The organism is Chryseobacterium artocarpi (assembly GCF_001684975.1).
GTDB classification, from domain to species: Bacteria; Bacteroidota; Bacteroidia; order Flavobacteriales; family Weeksellaceae; genus Chryseobacterium; species Chryseobacterium artocarpi.
This window is the reverse complement of the sequence record NZ_MAYH01000034.1, coordinates 534,959-551,322: the sequence shown is the minus strand read 5'-3', so window position 1 is coordinate 551,322 and position 16,364 is coordinate 534,959. Positions and strand designations below refer to the sequence as shown.

The window sequence follows — 16,364 nt, the reverse complement described above, 5'->3', positions numbered from 1 at the left end:
CGGTAATATGTGGGTTATTTTTGTGAGATTAATACAAATTTTTGACAGAAATTATGAAGAAAATCTTTACATCCTTCTTTTTTCTTTGTTTGTTCACAATGTTTCATGCACAATGGGCTCAAACAGTTTTTAATGAAAAAGGACTTCGAAACGATATTAATCCTAAAGGGTACTATACTTTGGATATTTCATTGTTGAAATCACAACTTGCAAAAGCTGAGGAATCCGGAACGAATGCAAAACCTGTTACTATTTCAATACCTACTCTCAGCGGGAAAATAGAAAGGTTTGCTGTTTATAGTTTTCCGGTTATAGTGAAAGAGCTGGCTGATCAATATCAATTGGGTTCTTATGCTGGAGTAGGAATTGATGATCCTTCCAAATACATAAGATTCAGTCTTGCTCCAAATGATTTTCAATCGATGATTATTTCAAATGAAGGATCAGAATTTATAGAACCAGCTAATGCTAATAAAACGATTTATGAAGTTCATCTAAAAACACAGGGAGGTAAATCGGGGTTTATCTGTTCTACTGAGGAAAGCTTTCATGATAAAAGAGAAATAGAAGGGCTCCGTCAAAATGGACAGGTTTTCAATCATCAACCTAATAGTTTTGCCAGATCTTCTGACAGAAAATACAGAACATTGAGATTAGCCATATCTGTAACAGGTGAATATACCCAATTTTTTGGTGGAACAGTGGCTGGTGCTTTAACGGGGATAAATGCAACCCTTACCAGAGTGAATGGTATTTATGAAAAAGACTTTGCCCTTCATTTAGTTCTGCAGAACTTTCCAAATGTTATTTATACGAATCCGAGTACAGATCCTTACTCTACGGTAACGGGAGGACAAGCTCCTGATGCTTGGAATACAGAGTTACAGCAAACGCTTACAGCTAATGTTGGAGATACTAATTATGATATAGGTCATTTGTTTGGAGCAAGTGGAGGTGGAGGTAATGCCGGATGTATTGGATGTATTTGCCTGGAACCAGGTAATCCAGATCCAGGTACCGGAAAAGGGAAAGGCTCAGGATTTACTTCTCCTGCCAATTCAGGACCTCAGGGTGATGTTTTTGATATAGATTTTGTTGCCCACGAAATGGGACATCAATTAGGAGGAAATCATACTTTTTCATATCAATTTCAAATCCCTAATACTCAATTTGAGCCTGGTTCAGGTTCTACTATAATGGGATATGCAGGGATTGCTAATGGAAATGCAGGTAATTTTGGGATCTTTCCTTCGCCTGGAGGTACTTTCGATATACAGCCAAATACGGACCCTTATTTTATTAATAATACTATAAAACAGGTTCAGAGTACTTTAATAACCAGAACTTGTGATATAGAAACTACTGTTGCTAATAATCCTCCGGTAATTGCTGCATTACCTATTTATAATATTCCAAAAGGAACTGCCTTTGCTTTAACTGCCTCAGTTACCGATGCAGAAAATGATCCAATGACATATGCTTGGGAACAGGCTGATGCAATGATTTCCAATGGACCCTCAATAGATAATATTAATTTAGGGAATACAACTACAGGGGCATCATTCAGATCTTTGACTCCGTCTGCAAGCCCTACTCGTTATTTTCCCAAGCTGTCTTCAGTATTAGCCGGAGTATTACATGATAACAATGGATGGGAAGCTGTGTCTACAGTAGCGAGAACAACAAAATTCTCAATAACTGTAAGAGACAACAATCCTGTTGCTAGTCAGCAGCAGACACAATCTGCATTTCAAACAATTATTGTAGGAAATAACGGTCCTTTCAAAGTAAATCCAACAACAGTTTATAATAATGGACCAACAACGGTGACATGGGATGTTGCAGCTACTAATGCATCTCCTTATAATACGACTAATGTAAAAATTGATTTTACTTCAGATAATGGATTAACCTGGTATGTGTTAGCAGCCTCTACAGCTAATGATGGTACTGAATCATTGGATTTCAGTGCATTTCCTCTTCCTACAGGAGGCACTGCTAAGATAAGAGTAAGTGCTATTAATAATGTATTTTATGCCATAGGAAATGCTTCGATAGATACTCTTCCGGTTTGTGTACTAACTCCTCCGGGAGGAATTTTAGTTACAGCTCTTACACAATCAACGGCTACTGTTACCTGGAATGCTTCTTATAATGCTTCATATCTGGTACAATATCGTGTAGCGGGGGCAGCTTCATGGATTAACGTTAATCCTAATCCAACTTCAAATTCCGTAACGATTAATGGTCTATCAGCTGGGACAACTTATGAAGTTCAGATTGCAAATATTTGTTCAGGCGTAACGGGAAGTTTTTCACCAATTAAGACTTTTACAACCCCATATTGTAGTGCTGTTTCAAGTAATACAGATGGTGGTTATATATCAAATGTGACAGTAGCTGCTGCTAGTTCTTATACAATGAGTAATAATTCGGGAGCTAATAATTATACTGATTATTCATCAGATGTAACAAAATTAATTACTTTGGTTCGTGGAACAACAGGTAATACAATTTCTGTATCTAAATCATGGTCAGGTGCTATGGCTAATAAAGCTATAAGTGTGTGGATAGATTTTAATAAAAATGGTGCTTTTGAGACTAATGAAAGAATTTTAAATGTAGGAAATAATCAGACTACTCCTGTATCAGGCAATTTCGTTGTACCTGCAACGGCTTATGCCGGACCTCTTGGGACAAAAATGCGTGTTGTAATGAGAGATTTAAATAATCCGGGTGCTTGTGGAACATTTACCAATGGAGAAGTAGAAGATTATGCTGTTAAAATAATTGATTTACAAGCATGTAATAGTTCCGCTCCAAGTAATATTACTATTACTAACATTACACCTAATACCGCTACTGTATCATGGGTAGCAAGTACAGGAGCAACCTATATATTAAGATACAGAAAGGTAGGAACTACTGCATGGACTACAATAGATCCTGTAGGAGGGGCTGGTAATAATTACACAATTCCAAACTTAGAGGAACAAACTCAGTATGAAGTTCAGGTAGCAACAAATTGTAATAATACTTTAGGAGTGTTTTCTCCTTTACAACAATTTACAACACCAGCTGTATCGTACTGTTCAATGATAGGAACGGGAACTAACGATCATATTTCGAATGTAATGGTGACTCCTATAAATCCAGCGTTACCAATAATGACTAATAATTCTGTCCAAAATAATTATACAAATTATACAACTTCAGCTACATTAATTACACTTGAAATAGGCTCAACAAATAATAAAATTTCTGTTGCAAAAGGATGGACTGGTTCTTCTCAGAATGATGCGATTACGGCATGGATAGATTTTAACAGAGACGGACAATTTATCAATTCTGAAAGAATTCTTATTTCTGCTGCAGGAACCAATACTCCTGTTACAGGTACATTTAATGTTCCTGCTAATGCATATTCCGGTCCTTTAACTACTGTAATGAGGGTAGCTTTGAGAAGAGGAAATGCTCCTACTATGTGCCAAAATAGTGTAGATGGAGAAGTAGAAGATTATGTGGTAAAATTGAAGCCATGTAGTATTGATACACCAACAGGGCTTGTAGTAAATACGATTACCCATAATTCTGCAACTCTTAACTGGACAGCAGCAACAAATAACCTTACCTCTCTTGTTCAATATAGGATAGTAGGAACAAATGTCTGGACAGATGTTTATGTCTCAGATGTATCATACATACTGAATAACTTGTTGCCTAATACAACTTATGAGGTTCAGATTACAGCAAATTGTGGAATTACACTTGGTACTCCTACAGCAATTAAGACATTCACAACGAGATGCGATCCTACACCTCCAAATGTGACTGTAAGTAGTATAACTCCAACGACAGCCTTAATTACTTGGTCACCACTTGCCGCAAGTTCTACTTACACATTGAGATGGAGAAAGGTAGGAGTGACTGGATGGCCAAATGCAGATATCGCTTTACCAGCATCTCCTGCCAATACTTATGTATTAGGAAGTGTTGTTCCTTTAGAGCCATATACCACCTATGAGGTAATGATTGCCAATCAGTGTAATGGAGATCCTAATTTAAATCCATTCTCTAATCCTAAAGTATTTACAACGGAAAGAATCTGCCAGATTGCACCTCCGGGCTTGACAATTACTCAATTGTTGCCAACAATGGCAGAGATCAAATGGGATCCTTTCCCGGGAGCAACCTATGTTCTTAGATACAGAAAAGTAGGTATTCCAAGCTGGACAGAAGTACAAACCCCTGTAAATACTGTTATATTGAACGGTCTTACAGAAATGACTAAATACGAAATGCAGGTAGTTAATATCTGTAGCGGAACACCAGGGAATTATACCCCACCTTACTACTTTACAACGCCAACAGTAATTTACTGTAAAGTGGCATCAGGAAGTTCTACCGGGGAACATATTTCTAAAGTAACCGTTATTCCGAATGGCAAGCCAAAAATGGAAAATGCTTCAGGAGCATCAACGTATACAGACTATACAGGAGTTCCTGCCACATTTATCGAATTGATTCAGGGATCAACAGATAACGAAATCATCATTGATAAAAAATGGACAGGAAATACATACAATGAAGGAGTCTCAGTTTGGATCGACTTCAACAGAAATGGAGAGTTTGATATCAACGAGAAGATCTTTACTTCATCACCAAATAGAGACAGTCCGGTATCAGGTAAGTTCAATGTACCTTCGGATGCATTTGTAAGTATGACAGATTACAAATATGTAGTAATGAGAGTTGCAATGGAAAGAGATGGCGTTCCTGTAAGTTGTACAAACTTCAATAACGGAGAAGTGGAAGACTATACCGTAAGAATTTCTAAAAAAGGAGTTCCTAATCCACTTGATCAGACGGATATTATGATCTATCCCAACCCTGTAAGCTCAATATTGTATGTTAAGAATATCAGCAAGAAAGCGAAGTATAAAATTTACAATGCAGTAGGACAGGTTATCGGAGAGGGTATCTTACTTAATAACCAGATCAATGTAAGCAGATTGATCAATGGTGTTTATGTAATCGATATCGATGATAATGGTAATACAGCTCAGAAGAAATTTATTAAAGAATAATAGATAGACTTTCATATAGAATAAGCCTCCAGAAATGGAGGCTTATTTTTTTAATTTTAAATAAAATAAATCAATATGTATTGAAATTAATATTTAAATTTCCTTTATATATCATGGTTTTAGTGTTGTAAAATATTTATTAATCATTTTTTGTTGAATTATTTATTTTTTATTGTTTGTATTTAACAAATTTGTTTAAGTTTGTGAGAATATTACAAGATATCAATGGTAATTATGAGAAAAATTTTTACATCATCAGAATCCCTTAGTATATTGGCAATTGTTTTTGGGAATTATTCAATAATTGTTGCCAAGCATTGCGATGTTCAGACTTGGCTGAATTTTAATCTTTTTAAAAGAACTTCAACAACTTCGGAATGATTTTTTACTAAAAGTTTATATAAAAACTAAAAAACTAATAATTATGAAACAACACTACTTTTTGCTGAAAGCCTTCTGTATTATTATTTTGGGCTTTTTGCTTAGTTCTTGCTTCCCATCTACTTCAGCTGCTTTTCCATATAGAGAGAATTTCAGCACAGGGAATGGAGATCTTACTTTTGTCAATGGTTCACAAACCAATAAATGGGTCCACGGAAGCGCTGTTGGTAACCCTCCAAATGCAATTTATATTTCTAATACGAACGGAAATACAAACGCTTATAATATGAGCGGTGCAAGTATTGTTCATACTTATAGAGATATTGCAATTCCAGCGGGGACTGGAAACACAATTTTTTCATTCGATTGGAGAGCAGGTGGGGAAAGTACTAAAGATTATCTGAGAGTATGGCTTGCTCCCTCTTCCTTTACACCTGCTGCCGGTACCAGTATTACTGCCGGAGCTGGAAGAATCAGAGTAGGTAATGATTTTAATATGCAGACGGCATGGCAGACCTATATTAATGCTAATTTGGATCTTAATACTTTTGCTGGTGCAGATATGCGTCTGATATTTGAATGGGTAAATAATAACAATGGGGGGACCCAACCTCCTGCTTCAATTGACAATATTTCGCTAGGGAAATGCTTCTTTCCTACATCTTTACAAATGTCGGCAATTACTCCGACTACAGCAATACTGAGTTGGGCAGCTCCGGCTTCACCCCCGGCAGACGGATATGAATACTATATCAGCACAGCCAACACTCCGCCAGATTCGGGAACTACACCTACAGGAACTACCAGTATTTTGACTGCAAACTTATCCCAACTGTCAACCAATACGACTTATTATTGGTGGGTACGTTCAGCTTGTAGTACAACAGATAAAAGTATTTGGGTTTCCGGTGGAAGTTTTAGTACACCTACTTGCGATATCACAACTCCAGTGATTACGGTGAGTAATGTAACCCATAATTCTGCTACTTTACGATGGGCAAGAACTAATAAAGTAGATAATTATCAGGTAAGATACAGACCTGTTGGCGCATTAAACTGGACGATAACAAATGTACCTGTAGCTTTACCACCGCTTACAGTAAATACATTTGATTTAACGAATTTATTATCTGCTACATTATACGAAGTAGAAGTTGCTGCGGTATGTAACGGTACAACCGGAACTTTTTCTCATGATGAATTTGTAACGAAGTGTGATCCTACACCTCCCGTTGTAACAATCAGTAGTATTACATCTACCTCCGCTTTGATTACCTGGTCACCACTTGCAGCAAGTGCTACCTATGTGATGAGATGGAGGGAAGTGGGGACAATCCCGTGGAATCAGGAGAATTTACCTGCTCCGCCGGCAAATACCTTTACTCTAACAAACTTGGGAGTCAATAAAACTTATGAAGTTCAAATTGCCAATCAATGTATAGGAGGTACATTGAATCCTTATTCACATCCTAAAGTATTTACTACGGAGAGAGAATGCCAAACTCCTCCTTCAGGATTAACAATAACTCAACTGTTGCCTACATGGGCAGAGATCAAATGGGATCCTTTCCCTGGAGCAACTTATATTCTCAGGTATAGAAAAGTGGGGATTCCAAGTTGGACAGAAATTCCTACACCTGTTAATAATTTAATATTGAATAACCTTACGGAATTAACAAAATACGAAATGCAGGTAGCCAATATCTGTAATGGAACACCTGGAAATTATACACCGATGTATTATTTTACAACGCCTACGGTTGGTTATTGTCAAATGATTTCGGAAAGTTCTGTGGGAGAGCATATTTCTAAAATAACAGTGAAACCCAATGGAAAACCTGCAATGGAAAACTCTTCAGGAGCATCCAATTATACCAATTATACAGGATCTCCTAATACATTTATCGAATTGATTCAAGGATCTGTAGATAACGAAATCATTATTGATAAAAAATGGACTGGAAATACCCAAAACGAAGGAGTTGCTGTCTGGATTGATTTCAACAGAAACGGAGACTTTGATATTGATGAAAGAATTTTAGTTTCTTCTCCCAATTCTACAAGCCCTATATCTGGTAGATTTAATGTACCTGCCAATGCATCTGTAAGTATGACCAGTGATAAGTATATCGTAATGAGAGTAGCTATGGAAAGAGATGGTGTACCTGTAAGCTGTACCAAATTCAAGAACGGAGAAGTAGAAGATTATAAAGTAATCATCTCTAAAAAAGGAGCTCCAAATTTATTAGATCAGAATAATGACATAACGATTTATCCTAATCCGGTACATACTGTGTTACATATAAAGAATATTAGTCAGAAAGCCAATTATAAGCTTTATAGTCTCTCTGGTCAATTGCTTGAAAGCGGCATTATACTGCATAATAAAATTGATGTAAGTAAATTAGTCAACAGTGTATATGTAATATATATTGATGATAATGGAGAAACGATAGAAAAAAAGTTTATCAAAGAATAATACAAAAAAGCCCTCTGAAAAGAGGGCTTTTTATATGTAAAGCTTAGAAGATATTTAAGAATATATTATTCAATAGCAAAGATGACTTTTTCTGTCTGCTCTTTTAAATCTTCCAGATTCGTATTATTATAAATGATACAGTCTGCCATTTTGATTTTATCCTTTTCAGGCATTTGTTTTTCCATGACAGCTTCTACCTCACGATAGGTTTTGTTATCCCTGTCCATCACTCTTTTGGTTCTGATATTATCCTCAGCTGTTACCAAAAGAGATTTATAGCATTGCCTGTTCAGCTTTAGTTCAAATAATAATGCTGTTTCTTTAAATACTAAATACTTAGTCTGTTGTTTTACCCAGTTTTCAAAATCAATGCGAACTGCCGGATGGATGATCTCATTTAATTGCTGAAGAAGGTCTTTGTTATTAAAAACCTTACCGGCAACAAACTTCCTGTCATATACCCCGTTTTCATCATAAGACTCTTCCCCAAGAAGTTCTTTGATCTTAATTTTCAGCTTCTCATTATCATTCACGATATCTTTTGCTCTATCGTCCGAATAATAAACCGGAAAACCAAATTCTTCAATAAATTTAGCGACTGTAGTTTTTCCCGAACCTATTCCTCCTGTTAATCCAATAATCTTGGGTGCGGGCGGCTCTGCCTGTTGTGCTTCTGAATGTAATTCTTCCATAATTAAAAATTAATAACCGAAAACATCATTAAAACTGAACGTTTCATCAAGTCTTACCCCTTTTTCGGTCATTTTAAGACTTGCCAGCTCGTGATGAGCATCATGTTCAAAGAATAATAAATATTCGTTATCTATACACTGTTTTAGGAATTTTCCTTTTTCTTCCAGTGTTAAAAGAGGTCTTGTGTCATATCCCATCACATATACCTGATTGATATGTCCTGCGGTAGGAATAAGGTCTGCTGCAAAAACAACTGTTTTTTCCTGATACTGGATCACAGGAAGCATTTGCTTTTCCGTATGTCCGTCTACAAAGATCACATCCATTTTCAGATCTGGTGCGAAACCGTAGTTTCCAGTAGTAGGAAGCGGCAAAAAGTTAAGCTGTCCACTTTCCTGCATAGGCATAATATTTTCCTTCAGAAAGCTTGCTTTTTCTCTTGCGTTAGGTTCAGTTGCCCATTGCCAGTGATTTTCATTGGTCCAGAACTGTGCATTTTTGAACGCAGGTCTGTAACCGGTTTTGTCGTCATTCCATTCAATAGCGCCACCGCAGTGATCAAAATGAAGGTGAGTAAGGAATACATCAGTAATATCTTCCTTTACAAAACCATATTTTTTTAAATTTTTATCAAGAGTATCATCTCCCCAAAGAGAGTAGTGTCCAAAGAATTTGTCATCCTGCTTATTTCCAAGACCACAGTCTACAAGGATCAGTTTTTTTCCGTCCTCAATAAGAAGAGAGCGGGTTCCTAATTCGATCAGGTTTTTTTCGTCTGCCGGGTTGGTTTTTTCCCACAGACTTTTTGGGACGACTCCAAACATGGCACCGCCGTCTAATTTAAATTTTCCACATTGTATTGGATATAGCTTCATATGTATATTTTGATTATTTCTTTATTAGTTTCATTTTTTCAGCAATTCTCCTGGCATCATCATCAGATTGTTCAAGTTGTGAAATGATATTGTTAAAATCATTCTCCTTCCTGTTTTGAGAAAGCTTTTGCTTGATAAATATTTCTGTAGGAATCACTTTAATTCCAAAGGCTCCTTTCATTTCCTTTTCCACAAATTCCTTTCCCATATCTTTTACCATCATGGGACATTGCTGAAACTGTTCATATTTCGAGGTTAATTTTTCCAAATGACTGTAAAGTTCATCGTGATCCATTAATTCTACTTTTCCATAGACCTGTACTGCTTCATAATTCCAGGTAGAAACATTAATATGATCATACCAGCTGCTTGAAATATAAGTATGAGCACCTAAAAAATCACAAAGAACTTCATCTCCGTTTTTCAGTATTTTCGCCTGAGGATTTGCCCGGGAAATATGAGTTTCAATATAAGCATTTTCTGGATCACTTTCATTCAGCATCATCATGGAATGGGTTGCCCGAATCTTATCAACAGAAGAAATCAGTAAAGCAAAAGAATTTTCCCTGATAATTTCCCTCATCAGATTCAAATCTTCACTTCTAAATAATTTAGGAACAAACATCAATTCATAACTTATATATTAAAGCTTTAAATCCAAATTTGAACTTTATATTAAAAAAGTTCTCCAGGATTTCTAGGTCTTGAGATATTTAAATGCTGATAAGCTTTATCGGTAACCTCTCTCCCTCTCGGAGTTCTGATAATAAAGCCTTCCTGGATCAAAAACGGCTCATAGACTTCCTCGAGAGTCTCCGGATTTTCTCCGATAGAGGTTGCCAAAGCAGAAATTCCTACTGGTTTTCCCTTGAAATTTTCAATCATGACACGCATGATCTTATTATCCATTTCATCTAATCCGAACTCATCTACATTCAGAGAGTCCAAAGCATATTTAGTAATATTGATCTCTATTTCACCATTCCCTTTGATTTCAGCAAAATCACGTACTCTCCTAAGCAAAGCATTGGCGATCCTTGGGGTTCCACGGCTTCTTCTTGCAATTTCAATTGCTGCATCTTCATAAATTGCCACTCCCAGAACCCTTGCACTTCTTTGAATAATTGTGGATAAAAGCTCAATAGAATAATACTCCAGTCGACTTTGGATACCAAATCTGGCAAGCATCGGTTTTGTAAGCATTCCGCTTCTGGTTGTGGCTCCTACCAGCGTAAAAGGATTCAGTCCTATTTGTACACTCCTTGCATTAGGACCAGTTTCCAACATGATATCAATTTTATAATCCTCCATCGCAGAATACAAATATTCTTCAACAATCGGAGAAAGACGGTGAATCTCATCAATGAAAAGAACATCATTTTCTTCCAGATTGGTCAATAACCCTGCTAAACTTCCCGGTTTATCCAATACAGGACCAGAAGTAATCTTACAATTTACTCCAAGTTCATTGGCTATAATATTGGATAAAGTAGTTTTTCCTAAACCTGGAGGACCATGTAAAAGAACATGATCAAGTGCACCGCCACGCCTTTTGGCAGCAGTTACAAAAACCTCAAGATTTTCCAGCGTCTTTCTTTGTCCCGCAAAATCCTTAAAGCTTTGGGGACGAATTTGTTCTTCCTGCATCAACTCCTCCCGTGAGTAGTTTTCCTTATCTGGATGTAAAAAATCTGGCATTAATTCATTTCATTTACTTCAAAGATAGCAAATTTAGACTAAGATTGAAATGAAGATTAAGAAAAGGTTAAATTGAAGCAATGATTCATCGTAAGGCTGAGGTTTACACGAACACAGAGTCTGATATTGATTGAGATTAAGAGATGAATTGATATATTTTAAGTATTTTTGAGAGGAAAATTAATACTTGAATTATTTTATTTTGAATTTATAATTGCCTTACCAGGTTTCCATAAATGATAATATAATTCATTTTATAACATTAACCTTAGATAATGAAATTAATAGGACCATTTAAGCAAGTTGTAACCCTTGCCAATTTACCATTAAGAGGAAAACTTTCCGATGAACAATTGGAAATCATTGTTGATGGAGCACTTATCGTAGAAAATGATACCATTCAGAGAATTGGTAATTTTGAAACTTTAAAAAGTGAAAACCCAAACATACAAATCGAGCACATTGAAGGAGAACAGGTAGTTTTGCCTGCTTTTGTAGATTCACATACTCATATTTGTTTTGGTGGAAACCGTGCCAATGATTTTGCAATGCGTAATGCAGGGAAGACCTATCTTGAGATTGCTGAAAGTGGTGGTGGAATTTGGAGTTCCGTGCAGCATACAAGAAATGCTTCTGAAGAAGAATTGCTGAAAACATTATTGGAAAGAATTAAATTCCTTGTTGATCTTGGAATTACAACCATTGAAGTAAAAAGTGGCTACGGACTTGATGTGGAAAACGAGTTAAAAATGCTTCGAATTATTAAAAAAGCACAGGAATCAACGAAAGCAACTTTAGTTCCTACCTGTCTTTCTGCTCATTTAAAGCCAAGAGATTTTGAAGGAAGCAATCCTGAATATCTGGATTATATTCTTACAGAAATCCTTCCTAAAGTAAAAGAAGAGAATCTAGCTAAACGTGTAGATATCTTTATTGAAAAATCGGCATTCCAACCTGAAGAAAGCAAAGAGTTTTTACTTAAAACTAAAGATTTAGGTTTTGAAATAACTGTTCATGCTGACCAGTTTACGCCGGGAAGTTCAAGAATTGCGGTAGAGGTAGGAGCAAAATCAGCAGACCATTTGGAAGCTACTATTGATGAAGATATAGATTTTCTTGCACAATCGGATACGGTAGCAACCGCACTTCCGGGAGCAAGTTTAGGACTGGGAGAAAAATTTACACCAGCTAGAAAACTATTAGATGCCGGAGCTATTGTTGCCATTGCGAGTGACTGGAATCCTGGGTCAGCACCGATGGGGAACTTAATTACTCAAGCTTCAATTCTTGCAACATTCCAGAAACTGACGACGGCTGAGGTTTTAGCAGGAATGACTTTCCGTGCAGCATATGCACTTAATCTGGAAGATAGGGGAGTATTGCAAACGGGAAAAAAGGCAGACTTTGTAACTTTTAAAACCAATAATTTCCAGAATGTATTGTATAATCAGGGAAGTCTTAAAGCTGAACATGTTTATATTGATGGAAATCTTGTTGATTAAATAAAAAACAATTTTAATTAATAAACTTTCGAAGAATTAAAATGCCTTAATTTTATGTACAGTAAATTCTAGAATAAAAGTAAAGTTCTAAAATATATGAATGTGGAAGAGTTTCTTTTCCACATTTTTTGTGGATAAAATTTTCCATCTTGTTCACTAAAATCATAGATCCGAAAACTTAAAAACTTTACGTTTTAAACCCTTCATATTTAATATTTTAACTCGTCCGTATAATCCGCAAAATCTGCGAGAAATTTCACTATTTTTTAAAGTAAAATATTTCCAATAAATAAACTTGAATAGGAGAGCTGTAAAATCATAAAGTTCCTCATATTTTTCATTTTCTCTATAAGTTTTCTTATCTTGCGCTGCAATTAGCGTTGATTTTTAGATAAATAACGTATTTTTCATAGTTCTTAAGTGCGCCGGAGATTCCGGAAAACCTGGATATTTTCTTATTTCTCAGTACTTTTTTTACAGCTATATCCCATACCAGGAAGACTTGTCAATACTATAAACGAAAATAAAAAATGATGAATTTTCAAAATGTTAGATCTACTTTTAACAAAGGGGTCACGATTCCGAGTTTAATATTTATTATAGGTACCTGTTTTCTCTCAGCAGTTTATCCAAAACCGACTGAAAACATCTTGAACGAAATAAAACAATTCATATTTGTCAATTTGAATTGGGTGTATGTATGGTCTGTAACTTTGTTTGTTATTTTCCTTGTCTATCTGCTTTTCAGTAAATACGCAAACATTAAGCTTGGTGCCAATGACAGTAAACCTGAATACTCTTTCTTTTCCTGGATTTCCATGCTTTTTGCGGCAGGAATGGGAATTGGATTGATCTATTTCAGTGTTGCAGAACCCATGCAGCATTATTCCTCTGAAGTTTTTGCAGATAATCATTATGTAAGCAGGGCAAAACAGGCTCAGCTTTATACCTTTTTTCACTGGGGAATCCATGCCTGGGCAATTTATGGAGTCGTAGGGCTTTCTTTATCTTACTTCGCTTATCGTTATAGATTACCACTTTCATTAAGAAGCTGCTTTTATCCTTTACTTAAAAATAAAATCAATGGAAAATGGGGAAATGCAATTGATGTTTTTGCATTGTGTTGTACATTTTTTGGGATTACAACCACTTTAGGATTTGGAGTAGTACAGATCAGTTCCGGATTGAATATACTTCATATTACTCCGGAGAATAGTTTCATGTATCAGATCATAATTGTGGTAGCGCTTGTCTCACTTTCCGTTATATCCGCAATTTCAGGAGTAGGAAAGGGAGTAAAGATTTTAAGTAATATTAATGTGATCAGTGTGATCGGACTTTTACTTTTTGTATTAATATTAGGACCTACGGTTTATCTGATCGGAAGCTTTACAGATGGTTTAGGAAATTATATTAATAACTTTTTCAATCTTACTTTCAATACTCATGTCTACGAAAAAAATGCTTTACCATGGTTTTATGACTGGACGATTTTATATTGGGCATGGTGGATTTCATGGTCTCCTTACGTAGGTTTGTTTATCGCAAGAATCTCTAAAGGAAGAACAATCAGAGAATTTATCCTTGCGGTTTTGATATTACCAACATTATTCAATTTTATCTGGATGTCGGTATTTGGAAACAGTGCGATCTGGTTTGATTTAAATATTGCGAACGGACAATTGAGTCAGTTTGCCTCAGATCCCGATGCGTTAATGTTTCGTTTTCTGGATTACCTTCCTTTATCCCAATTTACGGGATTCTTTGTTATCCTTATTATCCTTATCTTTTTTGTCACTTCAGCAGATTCGGGGATATTTGTCATGAATAGTATTGCAACTAAAAATGCTAATAAATCACCTAAATGGCAAATTGTATTCTGGGGAGTTCTATTGGCTGTTCTTTCTCTTTTACTGCTCAATGTAGGAGGTTTGAAAGCACTTCAAAGTATGACTTTGATTACAGCTTTACCGTTTTCTATTGTTGTTATCTTGTTTATTGTCAGTCTTATGAAAGGGCTTGCCATTGATCAAAAGTATTATGACAGAAACTTCTCAGTATCTACTGTTCCATGGTCGGGTGAATTCTGGAAAGAACGTTTAAAAAATATCGTTTCCTTTAAAGATAATGCCTCTGTAGATCGCTTTATTAAAGTGAAAGCAAAAGAAGCCTTTACGGATTTGCAACAGGAATTTGCATCCAACGGAATAGACGCCAAAATAAACCATCATGAAAACCCTACTCGGGTAGAAATTGAAATTCATCAGGGAGTGGTTAATAATTTTGTGTATGGAGTAGAGAATAAAATAAAAACAGTTTCAGAATATATCATCAATGAAGAGAACCTTCCGGATCTTGAAGATAATAAAACTCATTACCCAAGATCATATTTCGGAGATGGGAGAGAAGGGTATGATGTACAGTATTTTACTAAAAACGAATTGATTTCCGATGTATTGAAACATTACGAACGGTTTTTAGAAATTATTTCAGAAGAACGAAATGAAATGTTTGTAAGCAGTAATGCCAACGAGAATAAAGATTAAAAAATACGTTATTATTCTTACAATGAATTCTTTGTATAATATGCAAAAGGAGTTTTTATATCTAAACAATATTAATTAGCTTTACTGAATAGAATGATGTGACTAAAATTGAATTTTAAAGGAATATGTTTCACAATATTTGGCAGGGTAGATTGGATGGAGAAGAACTTCTCTTCCACAGACTATTTCAGAGAGTAAAAGAAGAACAGAATTACGATAATATTTCCACGAATGATTTCGCGTTGCATGGCTTTGCCGTGGATGAAGGAGTAAGAAGGAATAAAGGACGGCAGGGAGCAAAAGACGCTCCGGATGTGATCAGGAGAAATATGTCTAATTTTCCTGTGAATCTTCCTGACTTTTCAATGCTGGATTTTGGAAACATTACCTGTGAAGACGGTAATCTCGAAAATACTCAGAATAATCTTGCTAAGAATGTTTCAAAAGTGCTTCTAAAAGGCGGGAAGTCTCTCGTTTTAGGTGGTGGACATGAAGTGACCTATGCTCACTATTTAGGAATTAAAACAGCATTTCCAGAGCAAAAAATAGGGATTATCAATATTGATGCTCACTTTGACAATAGACAGCCGGAAAAAGGAGTAGGACCAAGCTCAGGAACTGGATTCTGGCAGATTGCACAGGAAGGACCAATCAATTCTCTCCATATCGGTATTCAGAGAAATTCCAATACCCTCAAGCTCTTTGATACAGCACATCAATATGGAATGAAATATGTTCTTTCCGACGAATTATTCTTTGAAAACCTTCCTTCCGTTTATCAGCGTATTGATGACCTGTTAGAAAATGTAGATTTTGCTTATCTTACTATTTGTATGGATGTTTTTAACGCATCTATCGCTCCGGGGGTTTCAGCTTCGGCATATAATGGTATCTTTGCAGACGCAACCTTTATGCATTTTTACAGACATATCCTGAAAAACAAAAAACTGGTTGCACTGGACGTAGCAGAAGTGAATCCATCGTTCGATATCCAGGACAGGACGGCTAGACTTGCCGCTTGTCTGGTGAATGAATGGCTAATGATTTAAGATAAAGCTATATTCTTCCGATAGAGAAAATCATTCTTTTATTTACCCTTAAGG

Annotated in this window: 9 protein-coding genes; 5 read left to right on the top strand and 4 right to left on the bottom strand. The window is 35.9% G+C overall.

Going from position 1 to position 16,364, the window contains the following annotated elements; genetic code table 11:
- Positions 1–53: 53 nt before the first annotated feature.
- Positions 54–5,087, top strand: coding sequence for a GEVED domain-containing protein (locus BBI01_RS14055; protein ID WP_083190110.1), 5,034 nt, complete (start codon positions 54–56; stop codon positions 5,085–5,087).
- 424 nt (positions 5,088–5,511) lie between these two features.
- The gene (locus tag BBI01_RS14050; protein ID WP_065395276.1) at positions 5,512–7,947 is read left to right on the top strand and encodes a fibronectin type III domain-containing protein; all 2,436 of its coding nucleotides are present in this window, start codon (positions 5,512–5,514) and stop codon (positions 7,945–7,947) included.
- A gap of 65 nt (positions 7,948–8,012) precedes the next feature.
- On the opposite strand, the gene coaE is transcribed toward BBI01_RS14050, so the two are convergent.
- Genes coaE through ruvB form a run of 4 tightly spaced genes read right to left on the bottom strand, consistent with a single transcriptional unit; the run spans position 8,013 to position 11,213 of the window.
- On the bottom strand, positions 8,013–8,639 hold the full coding sequence (coaE, locus tag BBI01_RS14045; RefSeq protein ID WP_065395275.1) for a dephospho-CoA kinase: 627 nt from the start codon (positions 8,637–8,639) through the stop codon (positions 8,013–8,015).
- Positions 8,640–8,648: 9 nt separating this feature from the next.
- The gene (locus BBI01_RS14040; RefSeq protein ID WP_065395274.1) at positions 8,649–9,515 is read right to left on the bottom strand and encodes an MBL fold metallo-hydrolase; all 867 of its coding nucleotides are present in this window, start codon (positions 9,513–9,515) and stop codon (positions 8,649–8,651) included.
- A 13-nt stretch (positions 9,516–9,528) separates the two neighbouring features.
- Positions 9,529–10,140, bottom strand: a complete 612-nt coding sequence (locus BBI01_RS14035) for an FMN-binding negative transcriptional regulator (RefSeq protein WP_065395273.1) — start codon at positions 10,138–10,140, stop codon at positions 9,529–9,531.
- Between the two features lie 50 nt (positions 10,141–10,190).
- Positions 10,191–11,213, bottom strand: a complete 1,023-nt coding sequence (gene ruvB / locus BBI01_RS14030) for a Holliday junction branch migration DNA helicase RuvB (protein WP_065395272.1) — start codon at positions 11,211–11,213, stop codon at positions 10,191–10,193.
- A gap of 275 nt (positions 11,214–11,488) precedes the next feature.
- Here ruvB and hutI point away from each other — a divergent pair, with 275 nt between their 5' ends.
- From hutI to hutG, 3 genes are all read left to right on the top strand, one after another.
- The gene (gene hutI / locus BBI01_RS14025) at positions 11,489–12,715 is read left to right on the top strand and encodes an imidazolonepropionase (RefSeq protein ID WP_065395271.1); all 1,227 of its coding nucleotides are present in this window, start codon (positions 11,489–11,491) and stop codon (positions 12,713–12,715) included.
- 530 nt (positions 12,716–13,245) lie between these two features.
- Positions 13,246–15,261, top strand: coding sequence for a BCCT family transporter (locus BBI01_RS14020; RefSeq protein WP_083190109.1), 2,016 nt, complete (start codon positions 13,246–13,248; stop codon positions 15,259–15,261).
- 125 nt (positions 15,262–15,386) lie between these two features.
- Complete coding sequence (hutG, locus tag BBI01_RS14015) at positions 15,387–16,310, top strand: formimidoylglutamase (protein WP_065395270.1); 924 nt, start codon at positions 15,387–15,389, stop codon at positions 16,308–16,310.
- The last annotated feature ends 54 nt before the right edge of the window (positions 16,311–16,364 follow it).